Source organism: Ruegeria sp. BI7 (genome assembly GCF_056537925.1).
Genome location: NZ_JBQFSK010000003.1, coordinates 119,300 through 146,298, shown reverse-complemented (window position 1 = coordinate 146,298; position 26,999 = coordinate 119,300). Strand labels below are relative to the sequence as shown.

The following is a 26,999-nucleotide window of genomic DNA, read 5'->3' as shown; positions in this document are numbered from 1 at the left end:
GCAGTTTGTTTGTCTTCTGCGCTGGTCACCTGCACAACCCTGTGGCAGAACCGTTCCCAACCAGAACGGAGCGCGTACATGAGCAATTTCGGAAAAGGATGCCATCTGCATCTGATCGACGGATCAGCTTTTATTTTTCGGGCCTATCACGCGCTGCCCCCACTGACGCGGAAATCCGACGGGTTGCCGATTGGCGCTGTGTCCGGGTTCTGCAACATGCTGCAGAAATATGTCGAAGGAAATGCCGGGCCGGACGCGCCGACCCATGTGGCAGTGATTTTCGACAAGGGATCGCACACCTTCCGCAATGACCTGTATGACCAGTACAAAGCCAACCGCGAGGCGATGCCCGAAGATCTGCGCCCGCAGATGCCGCTGACGCGCGAGGCGACGCAGGCGTTCAACATCGCTTGCAAAGAGTTGGAGGGCTATGAAGCCGACGACATCATCGCGACCCTCGCCGTGCAGGCGCGCGATGCCGGCGGACGGGTGACAATCGTTAGCTCGGACAAGGATCTGATGCAGTTGGTCGGCGGCGGCGTGGAAATGCTGGACGCAATGAAGAACAAGCGCATCGACCGCGATGGGGTGTTCGAAAAGTTCGGTGTTGGGCCGGAACGGGTGGTCGACGTGCAGGCGCTGGCAGGTGACAGCGTCGATAACGTGCCGGGTGCGCCGGGGATCGGGATTAAGACTGCGGCGCTGCTGATCAACGAATATGGCGATCTGGAAACCCTGTTAGACCGTGCCGAAGAGATCAAACAGCCTAAGCGCCGTCAGACGCTGATCGAAAAGCGCGATCAGATCGAGCTGTCGAAAAAGTTGGTGCAGTTGGACGAACAGACGCCGCTGGATTTCACCCTTGATGATCTTGAGGTGAAAGACCCCGAACCGGACACTCTGCTGGGTTTTCTGGCCGAGATGGAGTTCCGCACCCTGACCAAGCGCATCGCCGACAAGTTGGGGGCCGAGGCCCCGGTAATCGCTGATGCGCCCACACCTGCGGTCGAAGAGGCCGAGGCTGAGGCCGTCCCCTTTGATGCGTCGAAATACGAATGCGTACGCGATGCCGGGGCGCTGCAAAAGTGGATTGATCAGGCATATGAGCGTGGCTGGATCGCGGTCGATACCGAAACCACCGGGCTGAATGAAATGATCGCTGAGCTGGTGGGTATCTCACTGTGCGTTGAGGCGGGTGAAGCTTGCTATGTGCCGCTGATTCATCGCGAAAGTGCAACGGATGATCTGTTCGGATCGGATGCGCTGGCCGATGGGCAAATGCCGTTGGATGAGGCTCTGACCCTGCTGAAACCGATGTTTGAGGATCCATCGATCCTGAAAATCGGCCAGAACATGAAATACGATGCCAAGATATTCAAACGGTATGGCGTCGACGTGGCCCCGATCGATGACACTATGCTGATGTCCTATGCGATGCATGGGGGCGAGCACGGACATGGTATGGATACCCTGTCCGAACGGTATCTGAGCCACACGCCGATCCCGATCAAACCATTGCTGGGCTCGGGCAAGTCGGCGATCACCTTCGACAAGGTTCCGATTGATGAAGCTACGGCTTACGCTGCCGAGGATGCGGATATTACACTGCGCCTGTGGAAGCTGTTCAAGCCGCAGCTGCATCAGGTGCAGGTGACGAAGGTATACGAGACGCTCGAACGCCCACTGGTGCCAGTTCTGGCCGAGATGGAGATGCATGGCATCAAGGTCGACCGCGATGTGCTGAGCCGCATGTCCAACGCATTCGCACAGAAAATGGCCGGGTTAGAGGCTGAAATTCACGAACTGGCCGGTGAGAACTTTAATGTCGGCTCACCTGCGCAGCTGGGTGAGATCCTGTTCGACAAGATGGGTCTTGAGGGGGGCAAGAAGGGCAAGACCGGTAAATATTCGACCGGGGCCGATATCCTGGAAGATCTGGCAACCGAGCATGAATTGCCGCGTCGTGTGTTGGACTGGCGTCAGCTCAGCAAGCTGAAATCGACCTACACGGACGCGCTGCAAACTCATATCAACCCTGATACAGGACGGGTGCATACGTCTTATTCGATTACAGGAGCGAACACGGGGCGTTTGGCCTCGACCGATCCCAACCTGCAAAACATCCCGGTGCGCACGGAAGAGGGCCGCCGTATTCGCGAGGCATTCATTGCTGAGCCTGGCAATGTGTTGGTCAGTCTTGACTATAGCCAGATCGAATTGCGGATTCTGGCGCATATCGCCGATATTTCGGCTCTGAAAAAAGCGTTTTCAGATGGTTTGGACATTCACGCTATGACCGCGTCCGAGATGTTTGATGTGCCGCTGGACGAGATGACGCCGGATATCCGCCGTCAGGCCAAGGCGATCAACTTTGGTGTGATCTATGGCATCTCGGGTTTTGGACTGGCGCGCAACCTGCGCATCCCACGAGCCGAGGCGCAGGGTTTCATCGACCGTTATTTCGAGCGGTTCCCCGGTATTCGCCGCTACATGGACGACACCGTCGCCTTTGCCAAAGAGCATGGTTACGTGCAGACGCTGTTTGGGCGCAAAATCCATACGCCCGAAATCAATGCCAAGGGCCCACATGCTGGGTTTTCGCGCCGGGCGGCAATCAATGCGCCGATCCAAGGTACAGCAGCAGATGTGATCCGCCGTGCAATGGTGCGAATGCCGGATGCGATCAATGCGTTACCCGCAAAGATGCTGTTGCAGGTGCATGACGAATTGCTGTTCGAAGTGGCTGAGGACGCGGTGGATCAGGTGATCGACGTGGCGCGCGACGTGATGGAAGGCGCCTCGGATCCGGCGGTGAAGTTGGATGTAACGCTGAGCGTGGACGCGGGGCAAGGGGCCAACTGGGCCGAGGCGCACTAGCTGCTAAAAACAAGGGCGGCGCAGTTCATCAGGCCCGGCGGGCCCTCTTCACAGCGGGTCAGTCCTGTGGCCTGACCAGGCGGTTGACGAACCGTTGCACGGATGGGCCAAGCAGCAGGATGACGGTGAAGGCGATGGGCCAGCAAAAGGCCCAGGACGCTATCCAGTCGCTGACGGTGTTGGGGCCAAACCCAATGGCTTTTACCGTCGCGATCCCGGTCACCAGGCAGGACATGAGGCCCGACATGATCAGGCTGAACAAGGCGCGGGAAAAGCGGGCGGGGATCATTGCGGGCATCCTGATGGTCTTGTTTCCCCTGATGTGCTGTATTTTCCGTCAAAACGCCAGAGCTAGCCTCGCATCCAGTCAAGGCTGTCCGTTGTTCGTGACGTGGAGGCAATATATTCGGCGCTGACCCAGCCGGAATAACCCGTTGCGTCCATCGCTTCGAACAGACGTTGGAAATCTGTCGGTCCGCGCCCCGGTTCACAGCGGTCGGGGGCGGCGCCGATCTGGGCGTGAACGATCCGCGGGTGAAAGCGATTCCAGACAGTTTCCGCGTCATCGTGGATCATATGAGCATGAAAGCTGTCATATTGCAGGCCGACATTGGGGCGGTTCACATGGTCCAGCACCTGCATTGCCAGATCGTAATCGTTCAGAAAGTACCCGGGCTGGGAAACCGGATTCAGCGGTTCGATCGTGAACTGCTGTTGCGGGGCAAAATCGGCGGCCCATTGCAGGTTGCGCACGAAACAGTCCTGCGCGTCCGAACCCGTGGCATAACCTGACATGATGTGGATCAGCCCTGGTCGCAGGATCTCGGCATAGCGCAAGACACGGCGGATATCGGATTGAAACCGCGCCTCGCCGCCCGGAACTGCGGCATAGCCGGGCTCACCCCCGGTGTAATTGGGCGGCGGCGCGTTGATCAGAACAAGTTCCAGTCCATTTGCCAGCAGGGCGCGGCGTGTTTCCTTTGCAGCCAGTTCATAAGGAAACAGAATTTCGACCGCTTTGAATCCGGCCTCGGCCGCCGCCTGGAAACGCTCCAGATACGGAAGCTCGGCAAAGAGCAGTGAGATATTGGCGGCAAATTTGGGCATGGGCGGTCTCGGGCAGTTGTTGGCCGGACCTTAACGGGACGGCGATTTTTGGGGAAGGGGATCAAAAACGACAGATTGTCGAAAATCGGCCAGATCGCCTGGATCAAATCAGAGACTTTTGGGGCAACGCGGCGAATCATTTTTGCGCGCCGTGCCAACAGAAGGTTTGAACACGATGGTAATGAGCCCTGACCCCGTGCGCGGGAACGCCCTTACTGTGTCTGGCGGACGGACATCCGCGGTGTCTGGCAATGGTCTGGCGGTTGCATCCATGCTGACTTGGGCGGCGGGATTTCCGGCCGCCGAGGTGCTGTTGCAAAGCTGGCCTCCGGTGGCCCTGTTTGCCGCACGACTGGTATTGGCGGTGGCGTTTCTGGTTCCGGTCTGGTTGCTGATTGACGGGCCGTCACGCGTATTGCGCGCCCGTTGGGGACATGCGTTGTTTGTTGGCGGGACGCTGGGCGCTGGCATGTTCCTGATCATTGTGGCGCAAAAACTGACCGACCCGGTGACAGTGGCCATCATCGCCTCTTGCGCGCCTTTGTTCGCGACGCTGTTGGAACTGGCGACCGGCACACGGCGGTTGCGGTGGAACTTTGCGGTAGGTCTGGTCGTGTCGATCGTCGGCGGGCTGATCGCCACCAGTGCGGTAGCTCCGGCGCAGCTGGGGTTGGGTGCGGGCTGTGCCATCCTGTCAACCGGGCTGTTTTGTTGGGCCAGCATGGCGACAGCGCGGGATTTCCCCGAACTCAGCCAGACCGGGCGCAGCACGATTACCTTGGTTGGGGGGCTGATCGTGGCTGCATTCCTGTTCTTTGCGGCGGGTCAGGCTGGCATGGATATCCTGCCCTCGGCACCGATTGATGTGCAGCAGATGGGGATGCTGGTCATCTATGCGCTGGTTTCGCTGGGGCTGAGTCAGGTGCTGTTCATCGCGTCGGTGGGCAAGCTGGGCGTGGCATTGGCCTCGTTTCATATCAACATCGCACCCTTCTATGTGATGCTGATCATGTTGGTATTGGGCGAAGAGTGGAATTGGACCCGCGCGCTGGGCGCGAGCATCGTCGCTGTCGCTGTGGTTCTGGCGCAGGATCGCCGGGTCCCGCGACGGGCTTAATCCGGCAGGTCCTCGGACGGAATCAAAGGAAAAAACCGCCCCCCCGACCGAACGCCGAACCAGCCATCCTGATGCTGGGCAAGGTCCACAAGGCGGTAAAAGCTTTTACGATCAATCCGCGCCTCAAGGTTTGTGCGCACCAATACATAGGGCGACGGCTCTTCTGTTTCCTCGTCGATGACAATGCGGATGGGATGATCCGGCCCCGCCACAGCGCGGTCACCGACATGCGTGCTAAAAGTCACGCTCTGCCCGTCACCTTCCCCTTCGATATCGAAATCGACGGCCACAAAGGGCGCATCCTCGACGGTGATTCCAACCTTTTCCACCGGGGTTACCAGGTAATACTTCCCGTCTTCTTTCTTAAGAATTGAGGAAAAAAGCTTCACAAGCTCGAACCGGTTGATGGGCGACCCTAAATAACTCCAGGTGCCATCTTTTGCGATCTTGATGTCCAGATCGCCGGAAAACGGAGGATTCCACAGGTGAACAGGCGGCAAACCCTTGGATTTGGTTGCTTTGACTGATGCTGCCAGACCATCAGGTGAAGGGGTCACAGGTTTTTGTCCGCTCATTGCTTTTGCCATTTCCTCTCAGCGCGATACACTTCAATCATAATAGTCCACGGAAGGGAAAGTCATGAGCGAACCTGCCGACCTCGTGTCCGAGATCGAAGCGCTGGAAAACAAGCTGCAAGAGGCCAAGGCCTCGATCACCCGTCGCTTTATCGGACAGGAACGGGTCGTTGACCTGACCCTGACTGCGCTGTTGTGCGGCGGTCACGCTTTGTTGATCGGCTTGCCGGGGCTGGGTAAGACGCGATTGGTTGAAACCTTGTCGACGGTGATGGGCCTGCATGGCAATCGTATCCAGTTCACGCCCGATCTAATGCCTGCCGATATTCTGGGGTCCGAGGTTCTGGACACCGCCGATGACGGCACCCGCCACTTCCGCTTCATCTCTGGCCCGATCTTCTGTCAGTTGCTGATGGCGGATGAGATCAACCGCGCCAGCCCGCGGACTCAGTCGGCTCTGCTACAGGCAATGCAGGAACGCACCGTAACCGTGGCGGGCGAAGATCGCTCGCTGGGCGAGCCGTTCCACGTTCTCGCCACGCAAAACCCGATTGAACAGGAAGGCACCTATCCCCTGCCTGAGGCGCAGCTGGACCGGTTCCTTGTTCAGGTCGATGTTGAATATCCTGACCGCCAGACCGAACGAGACATTTTGCTTGCAACCACAGGGGTCGAAGAAGACGAAGCCCATCAGATTTTCACCAAAGATGAACTGCTGGCCGCGCAGGTTTTGCTGCGCCGCATGCCGGTGGGAGAGTCGGTTGTGGAGTTGATTCTTGATCTGGTTCGTGCGTTCCGCCCAGAAGAGGCAGGTGCGTCCGAGCGCGTCGCAGAAACAGTTGCCTGGGGTCCAGGTCCCCGTGCGGCGCAGGCGCTGATGATGACGGTGCGGGCCCGCGCGATGTTGCAGGGGCGGTTGGCGCCAAATGCCGAAGATGTCCTGGACATGGCCCGCCCGGTGCTCAGCCACCGGATGGCGCTGAACTTCGCGGCGCGCGCGCGTGGTGATAGTCTGGCTGAGCTGATCGACTCGACGGCCGCCGGGTTAATCCGTACCGAGGCCGCGGCGTGAATGCCGCGCTGACCCTGCGGGAAAGATCCGAGGCCGAGGCATCCCGGCTACCGCCGCTGTTGGCACGCGCCGAACATCTGGCCGGAACCGTGTTGCTGGGCGATCATGGACGCAGGCGCTCGGGCCTTGGTGACGATTTCTGGCAATACCGCCCGGCGCAGATCGGTGACAGCCGTCGGATGATCGATCACAGGCGCTCGGCCCGCGGGGATCAGCAGTTTGTGCGTGAACGGGAGTGGCAAATCGCGCAATCGGTGATGCTGTGGGTGGATCAGGGTGCCTCGATGCGGTTTGCGTCCAACAAGAACCTTCCCACGAAAGGTGACAGGGCCCGTTTGCTGGGTTTGGCAATCTCGATCCTGCTGGTACGCGGTGGAGAGCGCGTGGGCCTAACCGGCACCACGCTGCCGCCCCGGCGCGGAAACGCGCAAATCATCCGACTGGCGCAGGCCTGGTCAGGCGATGTGCAGGACGATTACGCCTCGCCCGAGCATCGCGCCATGATCCCGCGCGCGCGTGCCGTGTTCATATCGGACTTTCTGGGCCCGATGAGCGAGGTGGAGCTGGCCCTGACCAAAGCTGCCGACCGTGGTGTACGGGGCGTTTTGATGCATGTTCTGGATCCGAGCGAGGAATCTTTTCCCTATCACGGCCGCACCGTGTTCGAGAGTGTCGGACGAACCCTGAAACACGAGACACTGAAAGCTGGTGCTTTGCGTGGCCGGTACCTTGAGCGGCTGGCGGAGCGTAAGGAAGCGCTACAGCAATTGTGCCGGGCGACAAATTGGCAATATGGCCTGCACCACACCGAAGACAGCGCACAGGCGGCGCTGCTGTGGTTGTACCGCGCTTTGGACGGGAGCTTGCGATGACGGCATTTCTGTCAGTGATCAGCTTCACATCCCCTTGGGTATTGCTGAGCCTGCTGGCCCTGCCGATCCTGTGGCTGATTCTGCGCGCGGTTCCACCTGCACCGATCCGCCGCTTGTTTCCCGCGGTCACATTGCTTTTGGGACAGAAGGACAAGGAAAGCGTTTCGGACCGTACCCCATGGTGGTTGCTTTTGCTGCGGATGTTGGCAGTTGCCGCGATCATCATCGGATTAGCCGGACCGGTATTGAACCCGTCACGTATTCAGGCCGGGTCCGGCCCGTTGCTTTTGGTGTTGGATGCAAGCTGGGCCGGGGCTACGGGATGGCCAGCAACGCTGGAGCAAATTGACGCCCAGTTGGTTGAGGCCGGACGCGCGGGCCGTCCGGTATCCATTTTGCGCCTTACAGAGCCGGAAACCCCTGTCTTTCAGGCGGCAGAGGCCTGGCGCGGGCGGTTGCCGGGGATGGTTCCGGTGCCGTGGCAACCAAGCGAAACCCAGATCACGCAGGCAATTGACGTGCTGGATCAGATCGAAGAGGACTTTGACACATTCTGGTTCAGCGACAAGCTGGCTTACCCGAACAGCGCCCGAATTCTGGACACTTTGCAATCGCGTGGTGACGTGACGGTGTATCAAACTGCCGCCCCGGTGCTGGCGATGGTTCCGGCAGTGTATCAGGATGGGGTTATTCAACTGACTGCAAGACGATCTGAACCCGGGCCGGCGACGGCTGTCACGCTTGTGGCTCAGGGCCGCGACCCGGCGGGTGTCATGCGCATTCTACATAGCGCTGATGCCGTTTTCGAAGAAAATGAAACAACGGCGCAGGTGGAGCTTGCCCTGCCATCCGAATTGCGGGGACGGATCACAAGGTTCGAGATTCAGGGGCAGCGTTCGGCCGGTGCGGTAACGCTAACGGATGACAGCCTTCGCCGACGCGAGGTCGCCCTGATCGCCGGAACGTTGAACCGTGAAGGGTTGGAACTGCTCTCACCGCTGCACTACCTGACCCAGGTCCTGAGCCCCACTGCGGATTTCGTGGATGGAGGGTTGCCGGAAGTTTTACCTGCCAATCCTGATGCCATCGTTCTGGCCGATGTGGCCAAACTTTCGCCCGGGGAGCAGACGGCATTGGTGGAATGGGTCGAACAGGGCGGATTATTGCTGCGCTTTGCCGGTCCACGCATGGCCGCCAGCGACCTGGGCCGCGATTCCGAAGATATATTGCTGCCGGTACGTCTCCGCAGCGGCGGTCGCTCGGTCGGTGGCGCGATGAGCTGGGGTGAGGCCAAGGGGCTGGCACCCTTCCCGGAAAACTCGCCTTTCTACGGCTTGCAGGTGCCCGGCGATGTTACGGTCACAACACAGGTCATGGCGCAACCAGACCCTAACTTGGCGGATCGGGTGATTGCGTCGCTGTCCGACGGCACGCCCCTGGTCACACGCAAGGCGCTGGGCTTGGGCCAGGTGGTTCTGTTCCATGTGACGGCGGATGCAGAATGGTCCAGCCTGCCGCTTTCGGGACTGTTTGTTGAGATGTTGGACCGTCTAGCCGTGGCCTCGGCTGCGAAATCCCGGCAGGATTCGCAGCTACAGGGTACCACGTGGGAGCCGTTGCAAGTGATGGACGGCTTTGGCGCCCTGTCCGATGCGGGCAATCTGGCTGGCGTGGACGGGGTCGAGCTGATCTCGGGCACAATCGGCCCCGATTTGCAGCCCGGCCTTTATGAAAGCGGCAAACAGAAGCTGGCCTTGAATGTTCTGACAGAAGAGGCAGTGATTAGCCCGGCAATCTGGCCTTCGGATGTACCGATCAAAGGGCAGGAGGTGAATTCTGAGACACCTGTCGGGGGCATCCTGCTCAGCCTCGCTCTGCTATTGCTGACGATTGATGTGATCGCCTCATTGGCCTTGTCTGGCCGCCTTGGTCTGGCCAAAGCGGCGGCGGTTGCGCTGGGTGCCATGCTGTTGGTGCCCGAGGCGCAGGCGCAGACGCCCGAGGATACAGAATTCGCACTGAATGCCACGCATGAGCTGGTGCTGGCCCATGTGCTGACCGGAAATGCGCAGGTTGACGATGTGGCAGGTGCTGGTCTGCGTGGCTTGTCGCAAACGTTGTTCTATCGCACATCAGTTGAACCTGCCGAGCCCTTTGGGGTGGATCTTGAGCGCGATGAACTGGCGTTTTTCCCGCTGCTGTATTGGCCGATTACTCCGGATCAGCCGCAGCCTTCGGCTGAGGCCTATGTTAAACTGAACGCTTATTTGCGATCGGGTGGCATGATCCTGTTCGACACACGTGATGCGGATATCGCGCGCTTTGGGGCCTCGAGCCCCAATGGGCGCAAACTGCAACAACTGGCGGCTCCGCTTAATATTCCTGCGTTAGAGCCTGTTCCAGGTGATCATGTGCTGACTCGTGCCTTTTACCTGCTGCAGGATTTCCCGGGTCGCTACGCTGGTACAGAAATCTGGGTCGAGGCCGCCCCGGTGGATGCCGAGCAGATCGAGGGCATGCCATTTCGCAATCTCAACGACAACGTGACCCCGGTGGTGATTGGCGGCAATGACTGGGCCGGGGCTTGGGCAATTGACCGCAACGGACAGGCGCTGTTGCCAGTCGGGCGTGGTTATGCCGGGGAACGTCAGCGTGAACTGGCCAATCGCTTTGGGGTCAATCTGGTGATGCATGTGCTGACCGGGAATTACAAATCGGATCAGGTACACGTGCCTGCGCTTTTGGACAGGTTGGGACAATGACCGGAACAGTCATCTTTGATCCGCTGATCCCGTGGCCAGTACTGGCCATTGTCGCCGCGATTGCGGTCACAGGGGTTCTGCTGGCCCTTTGGCGCGGCCTGTCTGGTTGGGCCTTGCGCGGGTTGGCGGCGCTGGTGGTGATCGCGGCCTTGGCGGGTCCGGTCTATCAGGTCGAAGACCGTGCGCCACTGACTGATATCGTGCTGATGATCGAGGATGAAAGCGCCAGTCAGGCCCTTTCGGATCGCGCCGACCAAACCGCACAGGCGGCCGAGGGTTTGGCTGCTGAAATCGAAGCCCGTGACAATACCGAGCTGCGCCGGATCAAGGTCGCCGACGGAGATGGGGACGAAGGCACGCAGGTTATGGCCGCGTTGAGCGCCGCACTGGCCGAAGAGCCGCGCGCACGGATTGCGGGTATTCTGGTGGTTTCAGACGGTCTGGTGCATGATGTCGAGCAGGCCCCCGACCTGCCCGCGCCGATGCACTTGCTGCAAACCGGACGTGAAAGCGACTGGGATCGCCGCCTGATCGTCCGCAATGCCCCCGCCTTTGCCATTATCGGTGAACCTGTCACCCTGACCTTGCGCGTGGAAGACAGCGGTGCTGCGCCTACCGGGGCGACCACTGCGCCGCTTGAGATATCAGTAGATGGGGCCGAGCCGGAACAATTCACCATTCCCATCGGCGTCGATGTCGAATTGCCCATCGCTCTGCCGCATGGTGGGCGCAATGTCATCCAGTTCACTGTGCCTCAGGCAGAGGGCGAATTGACCGACCGCAACAACACCGCGTTGATCCAGATGAACGGGGTGCGTGACCGGTTGCGCGTGCTGCTGGTTTCGGGTGAGCCGCATCCGGGTGGGCGGACCTGGCGCAATCTGTTGAAATCCGACAGTTCGGTCGATTTGGTGCATTTCACCATCTTGCGCCCGCCCGAGAAACAGGATGGCGTGCCGGTGGACGAGTTGTCCTTGATCGCTTTCCCAACGCGCGAGCTGTTTCTGGAAAAGATCAACGATTTCGACCTGATCATCTTTGATCGCTACAAACGGCGCGGCATCCTGCCCGCGATCTATCTGGACAATGTCACCAATTATATCAACGAAGGCGGCGCTGTTTTGATTGCGGCGGGGCCGGATTTTGCCAGCGCCGACAGCATCTTCCGTTCACCTTTGGCGCCGATTCTGCCGGCACAACCCACTGCCCGAGTGATCGAGGAACGTTTCGTGCCCATGGTGACCGATCTGGGCCATCGCCACCCGGTGACGACAGATCTGGGGGATTCCGAGGATTGGGGCGCATGGCTGCGCCAGATCGACGTCAACCACCGCACGGGTGAGCTGTTGATGACCGGTGTGGATGAGCGGCCCCTGCTGGTGCTGGACCGCGTGGGCGAAGGGCGCGTGGCGCTCTTGGCGTCGGACCATGCCTGGTTGTGGAGCCGGGGTTTTGAGGGCGGCGGGCCGCAATTGGAACTGTTGCGCCGTCTGGCCCATTGGATGATGAAAGAACCCGAGCTTGAGGAAGAAGCCTTATGGGCCGAAGCCAACGGGCAGGTCATGCGTATCGTCCGTCAGACATTGGAGGATGAGGTCGGACCGGTGACCATCACCCGCCCCGATGGCGAAACGCTTGAAATAACGCTCGATGAGGTCTCCCCTGGGCGGTTTGAGGCGACCTATTTTGGACCCGAGATTGGCCTCTACCGTCTTCAGGAAGGTGACCAGATGGCAGTGATCGGGCTGGGCCCCGCTGCGCCGAAAGAGTTTGAGCGCACCATCGCCACTGATGAGGTGCTGAAACCCGTACTGGCCGAACTGCGCGGGGGTACAATCCGACTGGAAGACGGGTTGCCGTCTATCCGCAATGTCCGCGCCGGGCGTCCAGCTGCTGGGCGCGGATGGATCGGCCTGACCCCGCGAGAAGCCTATGAGACGCGCGATGTCACACAGGCCGGGCTTTTACCGCCCTGGCTGGTGCTGGTGCTGGCCGGTGGCTTCTTGCTGGCCGGATGGTTGCGCGAAGGGCGACGTTGATTACTCGAACACCACGCTGACCGTGGGATCACCGGGCAGACCCGCATAGGTGACGGACGCCCCGCCTTTGCCCTTTGCAGGCGGCACAAGCGGGCCGAAAGACCCGACGGAAATCAGGTCGCCGGCTTGAAACTCGATACCTTTCGACATCAGCCATAGGGCCGCATTTGCCGGGTGCCCCAAAACGGCCGCCCCTGGGGCTTGCGCCAGTACCTCTCCATCCGCGGCGCGGAGTGTGACCGTCATATCCTGCAACGCCTGCGTCATCGCTGTAGGATCGGATACGGGAATTTCAGAGCCTAACACGCCGAGTTTCGGGGCAACCCCAATGGCGGTTAGGGTAACCGGCGTGATTGGCTCCCCCTCGGCCAGGGTAAGATCCGGCAGCTCGATAAAGGGGCGGATGGCTGAGATATGGGCAAGAACTTCGACCGGGGCAGTCGCCTGATTGATGCCAGCGTCGCCGACAACCAGCACCAAATCGGCCTCAAAAACCGGACGCGCACCCCATGTGGCGGGTACAGTGGCCCCGTCGTCCAGCATCATATCGCGGTACAGAACGCCCTGAACCGGTTCAGATGCGCCGAACCGCTCTTGCGCGGGGGCGCTGGTCAGGCCTGCCTTATAGCCGATGATCGGCCCCAAATGTGGCTCTAACACACTGACTATCTTGGCCTGTGTACACAACGCGTCTTCCATGCTGCCATCCGCAGAAAGGGCCGTCGTCGGTGTGTTGGTCAGATAGTCCTGCACATATTGGTCAATCTGCGCTTCTGTGGCGCAATCCGCCACCGCATGAGAACCCAGCGTGATGGCGCAGAGTATTGGCAAGTATGTTTTTCGCGGCATGGCAGACCTCCGGGTTTTCGAAAACTCTGGCACGATGGTCCGTGTTCGGGCAACGGCTTAAACACTTTTTCACGCTCTGTCGGGATGCTGGGCGCAAGTTACCTGGGATCAGAAACGATGAGTCTAGCAACCAAACTGGCACAGGAACGGCGTGCGCGGCTGGCGGCCGAGCGGCTGTTGGAAATGAAGCAGGTCGAATTGTCAGCCGCCAATCGCAAGCTCGGTTTGCATGCGATGGCCCTGACCAAACGCATCGGTGAAACCCAGGCCGAGGTCGAAACGGTTCGGGATGAAAACGAAAAGGTCAAATCCGACCTGACCGAAGCCAATGCCAAGATCGAAGTGGCCGAGCGCCGCTTGTGGCATTCGATGCAGACCATTCAGGACGGATTTGCCTTTTTCGATGATCAGTGCCGCATGATTGGGGCCAATGGGACTTATCTCAGCCTGTTTGATGGGTTGGATGAAGTGTCGCCGGGTATTTCCTATGCGCGTATCCTTGAGATTTTGACCGATGAAGGGCTGATCGATATTGGCGCGGAATCTCCGACCGATTGGCAGGCCAGAATGCTGAACCGCTGGGCACAACCCCAGCCGGAAGCGGTGGTGATCAAGCTGTGGAATGGTGAATATTTCAAGATGATCGACCAGCGCGGCAATGGCGGTGACGTGGTCAGTTTGGGCCTGAATATCACCGCCTCGGTTCGGGATGAGGCTGAGTTGAAGGCCGCCCGCGAACGGGCCGAGGCCGCAAACCGGGCCAAATCTGCCTTTCTGGCCAATATGAGCCATGAAATCAGAACCCCGATGAACGGCATTGTCGGCATGACCGAGTTGATGTCGGAAACCCCGCTGGACGAGGAACAGCGGCTCTATCTCAACACCATCCGCAACTCGGGCGAGGCGTTGTTGGTGATCATCAACGACGTTCTGGATTATTCCAAGATCGAGGCGGACAAGCTGATCCTGCACCCTGAACAGTTCGATTTTGAACGCTGCATTCTTGAGGTTGCGATGCTGATGCAACCCAGCGTGCGCGACAAAGGGCTGTCCTTACTGGTCGATTATGATTTGTTCCTACCGACCTTGTTCGTGGGCGATCCCGGTCGCGTGCGGCAGGTGTTGACCAATCTGGTGGGCAATGCGGTCAAGTTCACCTCCGAAGGCCATGTGTTGATCCGCGTCACTGGTGTGCCGAATGCAGACACGAACACATGCGATATTCACGTTGCGATCGAAGACACCGGTATCGGCATCGAAGAGGACAAGATCGGGCACATCTTCGGTGAATTCAATCAGGTCGAAGATGAAAAAAACCGCGCATTCGAGGGTACAGGGCTGGGGTTGGCGATCACCAAGCGGCTGATCACACTAATGGGCGGGTCGGTCTGGGTGGAAAGCGAACCTGAGGAGGGCTCCTGTTTTGGATTTCGCATCTCGTTGCCCACCATCGAAGGCCCGCAACCCACACCGCCTGATTTGGCTGGTCGGTTGCGCCACGTGGTCGTTGTCGAGGATCTGGCGGTGAACCGTGCCATCCTGTCGAAACAGCTAGGGCGATTGGGATCGAAAGTCACCGTTTGCGCCTCGGGGGGTGAGGCGCTGGCCGCTGTTGATGGCAGTGTGGACCTGTTGCTGTGTGATCACGACCTGCCGGACATGGATGGGTTGGAACTGGCGACCACGCTGAAAGGCCGGGGCTGGGGGGATTTGCCCGTGGTGGTGATGTCGGCCAATCCCGGTGTCATCCACGCCAACCCGGCACGTAACCTGATTGACGGGGTTTTGCAGAAACCTATTCCCCGCGCCGAACTGTATTCGCGCTTGACGACATTGGGGCGGCTGCCTGTCACGCCTGAAGCTGCTTCAAGTGATCCCGAGGCACCGTCAGAGCCGCAGGGTGAACGCCAGATGCGTGTTTTGGCAGCCGAGGACAATCGGACCAATCAGTTGATCCTGCAAAAGATGGTCAAGGATTTGAATATTGACCTGCAATTCGCCGCGAATGGGCTGGAAGCCGTGGACCAGCATCAGAAATTCGACCCGGACCTGATTTTCATGGATATTTCGATGCCCAAGATGGATGGGAAACAGGCCACGGCGGAAATCCGGCGGCGCGAGATTGACACGGATCGGCATGTGCCGATCGTCGCATTGACGGCGCATGCCATGGCTGGGGATGATCAGGGCATTCTGTCGGCCGGATTGGATCACTATCTGACCAAACCGCTGCAAAAGCGGAGAATCCACCAGATGATATTGGACCATCAGCCCGAGAGTGTTTTGCCTGTCATTGCCGAAGATGCACAGGCTGAATAGGGTAAGCCTATGACTGACCGTGGATTTCAGCCTCGTGCCTTGGGTGAGATTGCCATTCGCTGTGCTGATATGGGCGCGATGGTGGCGTTTTATGAAGATGTGATCGGGCTGGAACGCCTGAGCGGTGATCACAACAGCGCCATCACCTTTTTCCGCATCGCCGAAGGGTTTGGCGGACATACACAGGTGTTGGCTTTGTTCCACCATGCGGCCGCCCCGCGGTCTGGGTTGCACCCGACCGGCGCCGACAAGCCCACTACCGGCGCCGGGTCATCGCTGCATCATATTGCTCTGTCATTGCCCTTTGCCGAACAAGAGGCCGTGATGCGCTGGTATGGCAAAATCGGTCAGCCCTACCGCGTTGAAAAATTCGGCTGGATCGGATGGCGTGGCATTTTCACCGAAGACCCCGAGGGCAACACAGTTGAATTGGTTGCTTACGACCCATCGATGCTGGATCAGGCCTGATAGGGCCGCACGAAGACGGGCTTGTCTTCTTCTGACAGGTCCGGGCGGTATTCATAACCGCCAGTGTCGAAATCCAACAGACCTTTGGGATCGGTCAGGCGGTGTTGAACGATGTAGCGCGCCATGGCTCCACGGGCTTTTTTGGCAAAGAAACTGACGATCTTGGGGGTGCCGGCCTTGTCTTCCATAAAGACCGGCGTGACCACCCGCAGTTTTAGCGCCTTCAAGTCGACAGCGCCGAAATACTCCTGACTGGCACAATTCACCAGAATGTCCGATCCAACCTCATCAGCTTGTGCGTTCAGCGCCTTGCTCAGCTGATCGCGCCAGTATTCATACAGGTTTTTGCCGCGCCGGGTTTTCAGCTTGCTGCCCATTTCAAGACGATAGGGTTGAATCGCGTCCAGCGGGCGTAACACCCCATACAGACCGGACAGGATACGCAGATGGTCTTGTGCCCAGGCCATTTCTTCGGCATCCAGCGAGGTCGCTTCCAGCCCCTGATAGGTATCCCCAGCAAAGGCCAGCGCTGCAGGTCGGGTCAATTCAGCGCTCGGCGAGTCCGAAAATGCTCGATACCGGTCACGGTTCAGACGGGCCAGATCGTCGCTGAGGTCCATCAGTTTTTTCAGATCGCCCAGTGTCAGATTGCGGGCGGTTTTCGACAGTCGGATCGCGTCGTCCTGAAAGTCGGGTTGCGTGACCTCAACGTCCCGCTCTGCCCAATCCAGCCGCTTGGCCGGGGAAACCACTACCAGCATATCCGCCCTCGTTTCTTGCCTGATGCAGGGTATCTAGCCCGCCTGACGCAGCACGTCCAGAAACGCGGCACCAAACCTTTCGTGACGACGGTTGCCCAGCACCTGTTCCATCCCGCGCGGGTCATTGGGGCGCAGTTGTGCGACCTTGGCCAGTTGTGAGGCCGAACAGGTCAGCGGTTTGTCAATCCCGTCGGAGCCGCGTGAAAGCCGTGTTTGAACCTCAAGCAGTCGGTCATAGATATCCCCTTGTTCGCGGCCCGCCAGTTTGCGGCGTGCTGGGTGCAATTCTTCAACCGCGCCGGTCAGCACCTCAAGGAAGGTGTCGCCGTACCGTTCCAGCTTTTTCGCGCCAACTCCGCTGATCCGGGCCATATCGTCCAAAGAGGCCGGGCGTTTTTCGGCCATTTCAATCAGGGTGCGATCGGGAAAGATAACATAGGCCGGAACTCGCGCGCTTTCCGCCAGCGCGCGACGTTTGGCCTTGAGCGCAGATAGCAGCGGCGCGTCTTCCTCGGACACCATCATCTTGACGGCGGGCCTCCGGGTGGCCTTGCGGATCGTGTCTTTGCGCAGGTTGATCTGTGCCTCACCCTTCAGGATCGGCTTGGCTGCTTCGGTCATGCGCAACGCGCCGTGGCGTTCGGGATCGGGGCGAACAAGATCGTGGCCCATCATCTGCCGGAAGATCGCCTGCCATTGCGGGCGCGACCAGTCCTTGCCGATGCCCCATGTGGACAAGTTGTCGTGCCGCCGGGCGCGAATCTTGTCGGTTTCATTACCCAGCAGAATGTCGATCAAATGGCCCGCGCCGAACCATTCCTCGGTGCGCAGGATCGCCGACAAGGCCATGCGAACGGGGGTGGTTCCATCGAACACTTCCGGAGGGCTGTCGCACAGGTCGCATTTACCGCAAGGTTCGATCTGTTCTCCGAAATACCCCAGCAGGGTCTTGCGTCGACATTCGAGCGCCTCGGCCAGCCCGAGCAGAGCGTTCAGCCGCGCATGATCCGCCATGCGCCGTTCCGGTGGTGCGAGCCCCTCGTCGATCTGGGACCGGCGCAGGCGAATGTCGTCCGGACCGAACAGGGTCAGCGTTTCGGCAGGCCCGCCATCGCGACCCGCGCGGCCGATTTCCTGATAATAGGCTTCGATGGATTTGGGCAGGTCCGCATGCGCGACCCAGCGGATATCGGGCTTGTCGATGCCCATTCCAAACGCAACGGTGGCAACCACGATCAGCCCATCCTCGCGGGCAAAGCGGGTTTCGACGATGCGGCGGTCTTCGGCCTCCATTCCGCCGTGATAATGACAGGCGGTGTGGCCTTCGGCGCGCAAGGCCTGGGCCAACACTTCGGTTTTGTTGCGGGTGCCGCAATAGACGATACCGGATTGGCCTTTGCGCGCTTCGGCGAAGTCGAGGATCTGTTTGCGTGGGCCGTCCTTGGCGGCAAAGGCCAGATGGATATTGGGCCGGTCAAAGCCGCGCAGGAACTTACGCGGGGCGGTGCCGTCGAACAGTTTTTCGACAATCTCGTCCTGCGTTTCGGCATCCGCAGTGGCGGTGAAAGCGGCCAAAGGCACGTCCAATGCGCGTCGCAGCTCTCCGATCCGCAGATAATCTGGGCGGAAATCATGGCCCCATTGGCTGACGCAATGGGCCTCGTCCACGGCGATCAGGCTGACATTGATCCGACGCAACATGCCCAAGGCTGACCCGGCGGCCAGACGCTCGGGGGCCATGTAGAGCAGTTTCAGGCGCCCGGCCTCCAGCGCCTCCCACACGGCATCGGTTTCTTCGGGGGTGTTGCCCGAGGTTAGCGCACCGGCCTCGACCCCGGCCTCTTGCAGCCCGCGCACCTGATCACGCATCAAGGCAATCAGGGGGGATATCACCACGGTCACCCCGTCACGCAGAAGGGCGGGTAGCTGAAAACACAGGGATTTGCCGCCGCCCGTGGGCATGATCGCCAGCACGTTTTCACCCAGCGTGACGGCATCGACGATCTCTTCCTGACCGGGGCGGAAGTCGTCGAATCCAAAGACATCTCGCAGCAAAGGCGCGGCGTCGAACATGTGCGGGGTTGCCCTGTTTTAAGGTTTATCTGCTCTTAAGACAGGACAATCACATACTAAGATTCGGTGAACAAGAGGTCAGACGAAATAGCCCATATTGTTAATTAGAATGATCCGCAGCGCGTAGACCCCGATCAGCACCACCAAAGGCGTCAGGTCCAGCCCACCCATCGCGGGCAGGACGCGGCGGATTGGGCCATAGATAGGCTCTAATATCCGGTTCAGGCCATACCAAATTTGCGCCACCAGTTGCTGGTGCAGGTTGAGAACCTGAAAGTTGATCAGCCAGCTCATGATCACATGGGCCAAAATGATGAACCAGACAATGTCCAGGATCAGCAGCAGAATTTGGATCAACGACAGCATGGGGCCTCCGGTAAATACGTGAGATGAGAGGTAAGCGCCCCCGCGACAAAGAGCAAGCCCGCGCCAACACAACGCTTGCGAATTGGGTTAAAGCCCCGTCTTATGAATGCAACAATAAACAGGGGCAGTTATGGCAGAGATTTCCAAACGCAAGCGCATTTGGGGTTGGTGGTTTTTCGACTGGGCCAGTCAACCATATCACACCCTTCTGGTCACCTTTGTGTTCGGCCCCTATTTCGCCGGGGTTGCGGCGGGGTATTTTTCAGGAACCGGGTTGGATGCCGAGGCTGCGGCCGCGCGGGCGCAGACGGTTTGGGCCAATTGCCTGACCATCACCGGGTTGATCATCGCCTTTGGCGCGCCTTTGCTGGGTGCGATGGCGGATGTGTCGGGGCGGCGCATTCCGTGGATCTTTGCCTTTTCGGCGATGTACGCGGTGGGATCTGCCGCGCTTTGGTACACGCTGCCAGATGGATCGAACATGTGGCTGATGCTGTCGGCCTTTGGGCTGGGTTTTGTCGGCGCGGAGTATGCGCTGATCTTCATCAACTCTCAGCTGCCTGATCTGGGCGATGACAATGAAGTGGGCGAAATTTCGGGTTCGGGCTTTGCGTTTGGCTATTTCGGCGGGTTGATTTCATTGGCGATCATGCTGTTGCTGTTCGTCGAGCAGCCCAACGGCAAGACACTGATTGGGATGGACCCGATGTTCGGGCTGGATGCGGCGAGCCAGCAGGGCACGCGGTTCGTCGGTCCCTTTACCGCCGGTTGGTTCATCCTGTTCATGGTGCCCTATTTCCTTTGGGTGCGTGATGACCCGGACAGTAACAAGACTGGCAGCCTGCGTGAGGCATTGCGACTGCTGGGCAAATCCATCTCAGACTTGCGGCACCGGGTCAGTCTGGCGACCTATCTGGGTTCCTCCATGTTCTACCGCGATGCGCTGAACGGGCTGTACAGTTTCGGCGGTGTCTATGCACGGCTGGTATTGGAATGGGGGCTGATCAAGATCGGAGTGTTCGGGATTGTCAGCGTTCTGGCCTCGGCCATCTTTGCGTGGGTCGGTGGCAAGATGGATAAGAAATACGGCCCTAAACCAGTTATTCTGGTCGCGATCTGGGTGCTGATCTTTGTCTGCATCACCGTGGTGTCGATGGATCGGACGCAGATTTACGGCATCTCCTTGCCCGAAGGGTCAGGCCTGCCGGATCTGGTGTTCTTTGGCTGCGGAGTTCTGATCGGCGGTATGGGCGGTATCCTGCAATCGGCCAGCCGATCCATGATGGTGCGCCATACCGACCCAAAAACGCCAGTCGAAAGCTTTGGCCTTTACGGCCTGTCCGGCCGCGCGACATCTTTTGCCGCGCCTTTGCTAATCGGGATTGCCACAACTGTTACGGGCAGTGCGCGGTTGGGGGTGTCACCGATCATTCTGTTGTTTATTCTGGGCCTGTTCCTAATGCGCTGGGTTAAACCGGAAGGGGATCAGAGCAGATGATTTTACTACGTTTTTTAGCAATAATCGCCGCGATGACATTGGCAGGAGCAGCCGGGGCGCAGCCCTTGGCCAAGCAATTGTTCGGGGCGCAAAAGCAAAGTTCACAGCAAAAACCAGCCGCGTTCGGCAGTTATTCGCGCGGATGTGCCGCGGGGTCGGTGCAACTGCCCGAAACGGGGCCGACATGGCAAGCCATGCGCCTGTCGCGTAATCGCAACTGGGGCCACCCGGAGGCGGTGGATTACGTACAGGACCTCAGCAAGTTTGCGGCCCGGCAACCGGGGTGGAATGGTCTCTATATAGGGGATATCAGCCAACCGCGTGGTGGTCCGATGACTTCTGGTCATCGCAGCCACCAGTTGGGGTTGGACATCGATATCTGGATGCTGCCCGGCGACAACATGCGGCTGTCGCGCAAAGCGCGCGAGAATATCTCGTCGATTTCCCTGCGCCGCGCCAACGGGGCCTATGTGAATGGCAATTGGACGGCACAGCACCACGCCGTGCTGCGTGAGGCGGCAAAGGACAAGCGCGTGGCGCGGATTTTCGTCTTTCCCGGCGCCAAGGTTCAGATGTGCAATGATGAGAAAGGCAACAAGGCCTATCTGCGCAAGATCAGGCCATGGTGGGGGCATCATTATCATTTCCACGTGCGTCTGAAATGCCCCAAGGGATCGCGCGGCTGTGTCAATCAGGACGCGCCTCCCAAGGGTGATGGGTGTGCCGAGGCGCAGCAATGGGTTCGCAACATCCTCAACCCGCCGCCACCTGACCCGAACGCGCCTGCGCCGAAGAAACGCCGCGAGTATGTTCTGACCGATTTGCCCCAGCAATGCGCCGCTGTTTTGCAATCCAACTGATTGCTACTTTGCTGGCGGGTGCGGTTTGGGCGGTTGAGGTCAAGACGGCCACATACCTAAACAGCTTTGTCTGGCGCCACCCGGCGGATTGGTTTGGTGGGTTTTCGGCCCTGTATATCTCGGACAACGGTCGGCATATGCTTGCGCTTAGTGACCGGTCGGTTCTTGTCCGCGCGACCATTGCGCGGGACGAGGATGACATTACAGGGGTCCGGATCACCGGGAACTGGCCGGTTCTCTCTAGCACAGGACGGCCCCTATCCGGCGAAGCAGGGGATTCCGAGGGCATTGCGGTCGCACCGGACGGTAGCCATTACATCTCATTTGAGTCAGTGCATCGCGTTGCCCGGTACGCGACCCCCGACGCCGAAGCGCGGGTGCTGCCGCGCCCAAAGGCGTTTGAAAATCTGAAACTGAATGGGTCGTTCGAAGCCTTGGCAATCGACAATCAGGGGTGGCTGTATACCCTTCCCGAAAGAAGCCGGACCGAAGCAGGCGACATCCCCGTTTATCGCTGGGACGGGCAGGGTTGGTCGACCCCTTTCGTGTTGCCACAGCGGGGCAAATTCTTGCCTGTATCTGCCGATTTTGGTCCAGATGGTCGGTTCTATTTATTGGAACGAGTCCTGTCCCTGACAGGGTTCCGCACCCGCCTGCGGCGGTGGCAGATCACAGAGGATTCAGTCGGTGCCGAAGAAAACCTGTTTACGACCGGCACAGGCACGCATGATAACCTCGAAGGGTTGTCGGTTTGGCGCGATGATCAGGGGCGGTTGCGCGCCACGATGATCTCGGACGACAACTTTCTGGTCCTTCAGCGCACTGAACTGGTGGAGTATCTGCTACCGGATTGACACACCCCAACCAAAGGTCTAAACGCACGGCTTGCCTTGGGACGGTCCCTTGGCCAAGTCGCCGCTACCTTGTCAAAACGGGCATCTGAAAACATGCAACGCGCTTATATACCCGGCATTATTGCCATGGCCGCCATTGTTGTGGCCTCGAACATTCTGGTTCAGTTCCTGATTTTTGACGGGCTGCTGACCTGGGGTGCTTTTACCTATCCGCTGGCCTTTCTGGTCACCGACATCATGAACCGCGTCTATGGCGTGGCCACGGCCCGCAAGGTGGTGTTCGCCGGGTTTGTCACCGGCATCATCTGTTCGCTGATCGGCAGCCAGATCATGCTGCAAGGTGACGGATTTACCTATGCCGCCGTGCCGCTGCGGATCGCTGTTGCCTCGGGAACGGCGTTTCTGATTGCACAGCTGACTGATGTCACCGTGTTCAATTCGCTTCGCGGTGGTCGCTGGTGGCGCGCGCCGCTGGTGTCGACCCTGGTTGGCTCGGCGCTGGACACCGCGCTGTTTTTCACCATCGCATTCTCAGCTTCTGTCACGGTTTTCGGTGCCAATGCTGATGCGGCGATCAACTGGGCGTGGGAGCCTGTGCCCTTCATGTTGACTGGTCCGATGGTGCCCCTGTGGGTGACGCTGGCCTTTGCTGACTGGCTGGTGAAGTTGTCGCTGGCGATGATTGCGCTGATCCCGTTCAAGGTGATCGTTGCGCGGTTGACCGCGCAGCCTGCGTAAAAAAGTGCTTTGAGAATGGCGCATCTTGTGTCAGGCTCAAAGTTAACCGCAACAGATAGAAAAGGAGGTGATCCAGTGTCGAGAAAGAGATTGGAGAGAGGTGTCGGAACAACCGGGGGGATCGCCTGTTAGGGCAGCCCTTGGCGGAGCGCTCGCTCCGGCTGGTCGATTGATCTAACCGACCCAACCTCCTGTACTTTCGAAGGGCCGTCCCGCCGGGGCGGCCCTTTTTGTTTCTGCTTGTGCCGGATAAGGTCCACTTCATGTTGCGCATCACCGACGATATCACCCTGCAGGACTGGGAAATGACCGAGAGCTTTGTCCGCTCGTCCGGTCCCGGTGGTCAGAACGTGAACAAGGTCTCGACCGCAGTTGAGCTGCGGTTCGAGGCTGCGCGCTCGCCCTCCTTGCCCGATCCGGTCAAAAACAGGCTGAAACGGTTGGCCGGGCGGCGCTGGACCAAAGATGGCGCGATCATCATTCAATGCGAAGAAACCCGCAGCCAAGCCCGCAACCGCGAGATTGCCCGCGCCCGTCTGGCTGAACTGATTGTCCGCGCGCTGGAGAAACCCAAGCGGCGGATTGCGACGAAACCCACCTATGGCTCGGTCAAACGGCGGCTGGCGGCCAAAAAAGCGCGCTCGGATGTGAAGGCGCTGCGCGGCAAGGTCGCAGAAGATTGAACTGGCAGTTTCACGGTGCCTTGCTAGTTTGATAGGGCAAGGGAGAGCAAGATCATGAGGTTAGAGGGGAAAACCGCGATTGTAACCGGTGGCGCGTCTGGCTTTGGTGCCGGGATCGTGCAGAAATTCCTGTCCGAAGGCGCGCGGGTCATGATTGCCGATATCAATGGTGACGCGGCCGAGGTTCAGGCAAATCAGCTTGGGCCGAATGCGATTGCTCAGATGGTCGACGTGGCGAATGCAGTCTCGGTGCAGGCCATGGCGGATATGGCGATGGATCGGTTCGGGCAATTGGATATTTTGGTGAACAATGCCGGTGTCACGCATCTGCCGACGCCGCTAGAGAATGTCACCGAAGAGGAATTTGACCGCGTCTTCAACGTGAACATGAAATCGGTCTATCTGACCGCACGGGCGCTGGTGCCAGCGATGAAAGCGCGCGGGGCGGGTGCGATCCTGAACGTGGCCTCGACCGCGGGGCTGTCGCCACGTCCGAACCTGAATTGGTACAACGCGTCCAAGGGCTGGATGATCACGGCCACCAAGACAATGGCGGTGGAACTTGCGCCTTCGGGTGTGCGTGTAAACGCGCTCTGTCCGGTGGCCGGGGAAACACCACTGCTGAAATCCTTCATGGGAGAAGATACGCCTGAAATGCGTGCCAAGTTCCTGTCGACCATCCCGCTGGGGCGTTTCTCGACCCCCGACGACATGGCCAACGCCGCCTGTTTCCTGTGTTCGGACGAGGCGAGCATGATCACCGGCGCTGCATTGGAGGTCGACGGTGGCCGTTGTATCTGAGATCCATCCATGATCCCCGGACCCCGTAACCTGATCACCGATGTCCCTGGCCTGAGGGTCGGAAATGCGCAGGACGCTGCGTTGAAATCGGGAACAACTGTCCTGACGGCAGATCAGGCCTTTACCGCCTCGTTTCACGTGATGGGGGGCGCACCGGGCACGCGGGAAACCGATCTGCTGGCGCCGGATAAATCGGTCTCGCAAGTGGATGCAATTGCTTTGTCCGGTGGGTCGGCCTTTGGGTTGGATGCCTGTTCCGGCGTCTCGGATGCATTGCGGTCGCAGGGCAGGGGGTATCCGGTGGGCGATAGCGTGGTGCCCATTGTGCCGGGCGCGATCCTGTTTGATTTGTTGAACGGCGGAGACAAGGACTGGGTTGAAAACCCCTATCGCGCGCTGGGACAGGAGGCCTTTGACGACGCAGATGTGGATTTTGCGTTAGGCACAGCGGGGGCCGGAACCGGCGCTTTGGCGGCGCGGCACAAGGGGGGGCTCGGGTCCGCCTCATTGGTTCTGGACAATGGGGTGACCGTCGGTGCCCTGGTTGCGGCCAACCCGCTGGGCAGTGTGACAACACCCGGCGACCGCCATTTCTGGGCAGCGCCGTTCGAGTTTGGAGACGAATTTGGCGGTTTAGGATCTGATTCAAGTGCTGGTCTTGGCTTTCCAGCCCCCAGCCTCAAGGCGCAGGCGATGCGACTTGCCGAGTCGGATAAGGGCAACACGACAATCGCTATTGTGGCCACGGATGCTGCCTTGTCGAAATCGCAGTGCCAGCGACTGGCAGTGGCAGCACATGATGGCATTGCCCGCGCCATTCTGCCGGCACACACACCAGGGGACGGAGATCTGGTCTTTGCAGTCAGCACTGGCGCGCAGACCATCGACGCCGAAGCCGGCTTGGGGCTGATCGGACATGCGGCCTCGGTCTGTCTGGCACGAGCTATTGCGCGGGCTATTTATCTGGCGACCCCGGCAGCGGGCGATCTATTGCCCTGTTGGACCGCACCACATGACAAAAGTTAAGGACTGTCTTTATGCCGCAGTGCACATTACCCTCGCGCGGCAATCTGCGCGTTGACTCTTTTTTGCGCCGACGGTCCATTCGGTGCAGCCAATTCGTATCGGAGCAAAACTCATGAATCGTATCCTCGCTACCGCAATTGTCGGCCTGCTGGCCCTTCCTGCCTATGCGGAAGGTGACGCCGAGGCCGGCAAAAAGGCCTTCAATAAATGCAAATCCTGCCATCAGATCGCTGACCCGGCCGGTGAAGTCATCGTCAAGGGCGGTAAGACCGGTCCGAACCTATACGGTATCGCGGGCCGCACCGCGGGTACCGTTGAAGGGTTCAAATACGGAGACAGCATCGTTGAGGCTGGTGAAAACGGTCTGGTCTGGGATGAAGCCACCTTTGTCGAATACGCGCAGGATCCCAAGGCGTTTTTGAAAGATTACCTGGGTGAGACATCGGCCAAGTCGAAAATGACCTTCAAGTTGAAGAAGGGCGGCGAAGACGTCTATGCCTACATCGTCAGTGTCTCGGGCGAATAACGTCTGAATCCAGACCATTCGAAAGATTGCAAAAGGCCGCAGCCCCCTGCGGCCTTTCGTGCGATTGATAACAGCTTGGATCAAGGTCACCTTGGGGTTACGCGGTTCATCATGCCCTTGCATGACTTCGCAGAGCCAAGCCGGTCCGGCGGCAGCCAATTCCATACATCCCGCCGCCCTGGCGGATCGGCAGCAGGAGACGACAGATGGGAATCATGATCCCGGCCTGGGTTGATGGTGAATTGACCCCCGTGGACAAGCTTGAGGCGCATGAAAAGGGCCTGCGGCACAAGGCAGTGTCGGTCTTTGTCGTGCGCGGCACCGAGATCTTGATGCAACGCCGGGCTTTGGGCAAATACCATACGCCGGGCCTGTGGGCGAATACCTGCTGCACCCATCCCGATTGGGGCGAGACGCCCTCGGAATGTGCCGTGCGTCGTTTGCGAGAAGAGCTGGGGATCACCGGCTTGTACCCGGAATACCGGCACCGGCTGGAATATCACGCCGATGTTGGCAACAACATGATCGAACACGAAGTGGTCGATATCTTTCTGGCTCATGTTCGTGGGCCGCTTAAAATCGAGCCTAATCCGGAAGAAGTCATGGATATCCGGTGGATCGACTACCATGATCTGCTGGCTGAAGTGCAACGACATCCGCAGCGGTTCACGCCGTGGCTGAAGATCTATCTGCACAGTCACGCCGACACGATTTTCGGTCCTGATCTGATCATCTCGGCCACGTCCTGACCGCAAC

Annotated in this window: 24 protein-coding genes; 17 read left to right on the top strand and 7 right to left on the bottom strand. The window is 59.3% G+C overall.

Features of this window, described 5'->3' with window-relative positions:
- Positions 1 to 78 precede the first annotated feature (78 nt).
- Positions 79 to 2,877, top strand: coding sequence for a DNA polymerase I (gene polA / locus ACR0JB_RS10175; protein WP_170396683.1), 2,799 nt, complete (start codon positions 79 to 81; stop codon positions 2,875 to 2,877).
- A 58-nt stretch (positions 2,878 to 2,935) separates the two neighbouring features.
- Here the strand turns inward: polA and ACR0JB_RS10170 are convergent, their stop codons facing one another.
- Positions 2,936 to 3,166 (bottom strand): DUF2798 domain-containing protein, encoded by a 231-nt coding sequence (locus ACR0JB_RS10170; RefSeq protein ID WP_170396681.1) that lies wholly within the window; start codon positions 3,164 to 3,166, stop codon positions 2,936 to 2,938.
- A gap of 62 nt (positions 3,167 to 3,228) precedes the next feature.
- Positions 3,229 to 3,984, bottom strand: a complete 756-nt coding sequence (locus tag ACR0JB_RS10165) for a hydroxypyruvate isomerase family protein (RefSeq protein WP_170396679.1) — start codon at positions 3,982 to 3,984, stop codon at positions 3,229 to 3,231.
- Between the two features lie 181 nt (positions 3,985 to 4,165).
- Between ACR0JB_RS10165 and ACR0JB_RS10160 the strand changes: the two genes are divergently transcribed.
- Positions 4,166 to 5,101, top strand: coding sequence for a DMT family transporter (locus ACR0JB_RS10160; protein ID WP_170360879.1), 936 nt, complete (start codon positions 4,166 to 4,168; stop codon positions 5,099 to 5,101).
- On the opposite strand, the gene ACR0JB_RS10155 is transcribed toward ACR0JB_RS10160, so the two are convergent.
- The gene (locus tag ACR0JB_RS10155) at positions 5,098 to 5,676 is read right to left on the bottom strand and encodes a DUF1285 domain-containing protein (protein ID WP_170396677.1); all 579 of its coding nucleotides are present in this window, start codon (positions 5,674 to 5,676) and stop codon (positions 5,098 to 5,100) included. The genes ACR0JB_RS10160 and ACR0JB_RS10155 overlap by 4 nt on opposite strands.
- Positions 5,677 to 5,740: 64 nt before the next feature.
- Here ACR0JB_RS10155 and ACR0JB_RS10150 point away from each other — a divergent pair, with 64 nt between their 5' ends.
- From ACR0JB_RS10150 to ACR0JB_RS10135, 4 genes are read left to right on the top strand one after another with little or no spacing between them, the layout of a single operon-like run.
- Positions 5,741 to 6,748 (top strand): AAA family ATPase, encoded by a 1,008-nt coding sequence (locus ACR0JB_RS10150; protein WP_170360874.1) that lies wholly within the window; start codon positions 5,741 to 5,743, stop codon positions 6,746 to 6,748.
- Positions 6,745 to 7,620 (top strand): DUF58 domain-containing protein, encoded by an 876-nt coding sequence (locus ACR0JB_RS10145; RefSeq protein ID WP_170349704.1) that lies wholly within the window; start codon positions 6,745 to 6,747, stop codon positions 7,618 to 7,620. The genes ACR0JB_RS10150 and ACR0JB_RS10145 overlap by 4 nt, the downstream gene beginning before the upstream one ends.
- Complete coding sequence (locus ACR0JB_RS10140) at positions 7,617 to 10,382, top strand: DUF4159 domain-containing protein (RefSeq protein WP_480789896.1); 2,766 nt, start codon at positions 7,617 to 7,619, stop codon at positions 10,380 to 10,382. The genes ACR0JB_RS10145 and ACR0JB_RS10140 overlap by 4 nt, the downstream gene beginning before the upstream one ends.
- The gene (locus ACR0JB_RS10135; protein WP_480789895.1) at positions 10,379 to 12,421 is read left to right on the top strand and encodes a hypothetical protein; all 2,043 of its coding nucleotides are present in this window, start codon (positions 10,379 to 10,381) and stop codon (positions 12,419 to 12,421) included. Before ACR0JB_RS10140 ends, ACR0JB_RS10135 begins: the two co-directional genes overlap by 4 nt.
- Here the strand turns inward: ACR0JB_RS10135 and ACR0JB_RS10130 are convergent, their stop codons facing one another.
- Positions 12,422 to 13,270 carry a 2-keto-4-pentenoate hydratase gene (locus ACR0JB_RS10130; RefSeq protein WP_170396670.1) on the bottom strand — a complete coding sequence of 283 codons (849 nt, stop codon included), beginning with the start codon at positions 13,268 to 13,270 and terminating at the stop codon, positions 12,422 to 12,424. It lies immediately after the preceding gene.
- A gap of 117 nt (positions 13,271 to 13,387) precedes the next feature.
- Here ACR0JB_RS10130 and ACR0JB_RS10125 point away from each other — a divergent pair, with 117 nt between their 5' ends.
- Both ACR0JB_RS10125 and ACR0JB_RS10120 read left to right on the top strand, forming a co-directional pair.
- Entirely contained in the window at positions 13,388 to 15,589 is a 2,202-nt protein-coding gene (locus tag ACR0JB_RS10125; RefSeq protein ID WP_170396669.1) for a response regulator, read from the top strand.
- Between the two features lie 9 nt (positions 15,590 to 15,598).
- Positions 15,599 to 16,057, top strand: a complete 459-nt coding sequence (locus ACR0JB_RS10120; RefSeq protein ID WP_170396667.1) for a VOC family protein — start codon at positions 15,599 to 15,601, stop codon at positions 16,055 to 16,057.
- Here ACR0JB_RS10120 and yaaA read toward each other — a convergent pair.
- The 3 genes from yaaA to ACR0JB_RS10105 all read right to left on the bottom strand — a co-directional run bounded on the left by yaaA (position 16,048) and on the right by ACR0JB_RS10105 (position 19,257).
- Positions 16,048 to 16,818 (bottom strand): peroxide stress protein YaaA, encoded by a 771-nt coding sequence (yaaA, locus tag ACR0JB_RS10115; RefSeq protein WP_170396665.1) that lies wholly within the window; start codon positions 16,816 to 16,818, stop codon positions 16,048 to 16,050. The two genes, ACR0JB_RS10120 and yaaA, sit on opposite strands and share 10 nt — an antisense overlap.
- Positions 16,819 to 16,851: 33 nt before the next feature.
- Positions 16,852 to 18,891 carry a DNA helicase RecQ gene (gene recQ, locus ACR0JB_RS10110; RefSeq protein WP_170360861.1) on the bottom strand — a complete coding sequence of 680 codons (2,040 nt, stop codon included), beginning with the start codon at positions 18,889 to 18,891 and terminating at the stop codon, positions 16,852 to 16,854.
- A 78-nt stretch (positions 18,892 to 18,969) separates the two neighbouring features.
- Entirely contained in the window at positions 18,970 to 19,257 is a 288-nt protein-coding gene (locus ACR0JB_RS10105; protein ID WP_170349712.1) for a YggT family protein, read from the bottom strand.
- 130 nt (positions 19,258 to 19,387) lie between these two features.
- On the opposite strand from ACR0JB_RS10105, the gene ACR0JB_RS10100 reads away from it, so the two are divergent.
- The 9 genes from ACR0JB_RS10100 (at position 19,388) to idi (ending at position 26,992) form a co-directional block, all read left to right on the top strand.
- Positions 19,388 to 20,755, top strand: coding sequence for an MFS transporter (locus tag ACR0JB_RS10100; RefSeq protein ID WP_170396663.1), 1,368 nt, complete (start codon positions 19,388 to 19,390; stop codon positions 20,753 to 20,755).
- Positions 20,752 to 21,615, top strand: coding sequence for a penicillin-insensitive murein endopeptidase (gene mepA, locus ACR0JB_RS10095; protein WP_170376310.1), 864 nt, complete (start codon positions 20,752 to 20,754; stop codon positions 21,613 to 21,615). Before ACR0JB_RS10100 ends, mepA begins: the two co-directional genes overlap by 4 nt.
- Positions 21,588 to 22,469: an esterase-like activity of phytase family protein gene (locus tag ACR0JB_RS10090; protein WP_170396660.1), complete on the top strand. Its 882-nt coding sequence runs from the start codon at positions 21,588 to 21,590 to the stop codon at positions 22,467 to 22,469. The genes mepA and ACR0JB_RS10090 overlap by 28 nt, the downstream gene beginning before the upstream one ends.
- Before the next feature lie 93 nt (positions 22,470 to 22,562).
- Positions 22,563 to 23,207, top strand: coding sequence for a queuosine precursor transporter (locus tag ACR0JB_RS10085; protein WP_058282690.1), 645 nt, complete (start codon positions 22,563 to 22,565; stop codon positions 23,205 to 23,207).
- A gap of 263 nt (positions 23,208 to 23,470) precedes the next feature.
- Positions 23,471 to 23,890, top strand: coding sequence for an alternative ribosome rescue aminoacyl-tRNA hydrolase ArfB (gene arfB / locus ACR0JB_RS10080; protein ID WP_170396658.1), 420 nt, complete (start codon positions 23,471 to 23,473; stop codon positions 23,888 to 23,890).
- Positions 23,891 to 23,944: 54 nt separating this feature from the next.
- Positions 23,945 to 24,691, top strand: a complete 747-nt coding sequence (locus tag ACR0JB_RS10075; protein ID WP_480647688.1) for an SDR family oxidoreductase — start codon at positions 23,945 to 23,947, stop codon at positions 24,689 to 24,691.
- Between the two features lie 9 nt (positions 24,692 to 24,700).
- Positions 24,701 to 25,717 (top strand): P1 family peptidase, encoded by a 1,017-nt coding sequence (locus ACR0JB_RS10070; protein ID WP_480789894.1) that lies wholly within the window; start codon positions 24,701 to 24,703, stop codon positions 25,715 to 25,717.
- A gap of 112 nt (positions 25,718 to 25,829) precedes the next feature.
- Positions 25,830 to 26,243, top strand: coding sequence for a c-type cytochrome (locus ACR0JB_RS10065; protein ID WP_170349719.1), 414 nt, complete (start codon positions 25,830 to 25,832; stop codon positions 26,241 to 26,243).
- 206 nt (positions 26,244 to 26,449) lie between these two features.
- On the top strand, positions 26,450 to 26,992 hold the full coding sequence (gene idi, locus ACR0JB_RS10060) for an isopentenyl-diphosphate Delta-isomerase (protein ID WP_480789893.1): 543 nt from the start codon (positions 26,450 to 26,452) through the stop codon (positions 26,990 to 26,992).
- Positions 26,993 to 26,999 lie beyond the last annotated feature (7 nt).

Bases quoted from the DNA above. Each gene is read 5' to 3' on its own strand.
- polA (WP_170396683.1), top strand. From the start codon at position 79: ATGAGCAATTTCGGAAAAGGATGCCATCTGCATCTGATCGACGGATCA.
- ACR0JB_RS10170 (WP_170396681.1), bottom strand. From the start codon at position 3,166: ATGATCCCCGCCCGCTTTTCCCGCGCCTTGTTCAGCCTGATCATGTCG.
- ACR0JB_RS10165 (WP_170396679.1), bottom strand. From the start codon at position 3,984: ATGCCCAAATTTGCCGCCAATATCTCACTGCTCTTTGCCGAGCTTCCG.
- ACR0JB_RS10160 (WP_170360879.1), top strand. From the start codon at position 4,166: ATGAGCCCTGACCCCGTGCGCGGGAACGCCCTTACTGTGTCTGGCGGA.
- ACR0JB_RS10155 (WP_170396677.1), bottom strand. From the start codon at position 5,676: ATGAGCGGACAAAAACCTGTGACCCCTTCACCTGATGGTCTGGCAGCA.
- ACR0JB_RS10150 (WP_170360874.1), top strand. From the start codon at position 5,741: ATGAGCGAACCTGCCGACCTCGTGTCCGAGATCGAAGCGCTGGAAAAC.
- ACR0JB_RS10140 (WP_480789896.1), top strand. From the start codon at position 7,617: ATGACGGCATTTCTGTCAGTGATCAGCTTCACATCCCCTTGGGTATTG.
- ACR0JB_RS10135 (WP_480789895.1), top strand. From the start codon at position 10,379: ATGACCGGAACAGTCATCTTTGATCCGCTGATCCCGTGGCCAGTACTG.
- ACR0JB_RS10130 (WP_170396670.1), bottom strand. From the start codon at position 13,270: ATGCCGCGAAAAACATACTTGCCAATACTCTGCGCCATCACGCTGGGT.
- ACR0JB_RS10125 (WP_170396669.1), top strand. From the start codon at position 13,388: ATGAGTCTAGCAACCAAACTGGCACAGGAACGGCGTGCGCGGCTGGCG.
- ACR0JB_RS10120 (WP_170396667.1), top strand. From the start codon at position 15,599: ATGACTGACCGTGGATTTCAGCCTCGTGCCTTGGGTGAGATTGCCATT.
- yaaA (WP_170396665.1), bottom strand. From the start codon at position 16,818: ATGCTGGTAGTGGTTTCCCCGGCCAAGCGGCTGGATTGGGCAGAGCGG.
- recQ (WP_170360861.1), bottom strand. From the start codon at position 18,891: ATGTTCGACGCCGCGCCTTTGCTGCGAGATGTCTTTGGATTCGACGAC.
- ACR0JB_RS10105 (WP_170349712.1), bottom strand. From the start codon at position 19,257: ATGCTGTCGTTGATCCAAATTCTGCTGCTGATCCTGGACATTGTCTGG.
- ACR0JB_RS10100 (WP_170396663.1), top strand. From the start codon at position 19,388: ATGGCAGAGATTTCCAAACGCAAGCGCATTTGGGGTTGGTGGTTTTTC.
- mepA (WP_170376310.1), top strand. From the start codon at position 20,752: ATGATTTTACTACGTTTTTTAGCAATAATCGCCGCGATGACATTGGCA.
- ACR0JB_RS10090 (WP_170396660.1), top strand. From the start codon at position 21,588: ATGCGCCGCTGTTTTGCAATCCAACTGATTGCTACTTTGCTGGCGGGT.
- ACR0JB_RS10085 (WP_058282690.1), top strand. From the start codon at position 22,563: ATGCAACGCGCTTATATACCCGGCATTATTGCCATGGCCGCCATTGTT.
- arfB (WP_170396658.1), top strand. From the start codon at position 23,471: ATGTTGCGCATCACCGACGATATCACCCTGCAGGACTGGGAAATGACC.
- ACR0JB_RS10075 (WP_480647688.1), top strand. From the start codon at position 23,945: ATGAGGTTAGAGGGGAAAACCGCGATTGTAACCGGTGGCGCGTCTGGC.
- ACR0JB_RS10070 (WP_480789894.1), top strand. From the start codon at position 24,701: ATGATCCCCGGACCCCGTAACCTGATCACCGATGTCCCTGGCCTGAGG.
- ACR0JB_RS10065 (WP_170349719.1), top strand. From the start codon at position 25,830: ATGAATCGTATCCTCGCTACCGCAATTGTCGGCCTGCTGGCCCTTCCT.
- idi (WP_480789893.1), top strand. From the start codon at position 26,450: ATGGGAATCATGATCCCGGCCTGGGTTGATGGTGAATTGACCCCCGTG.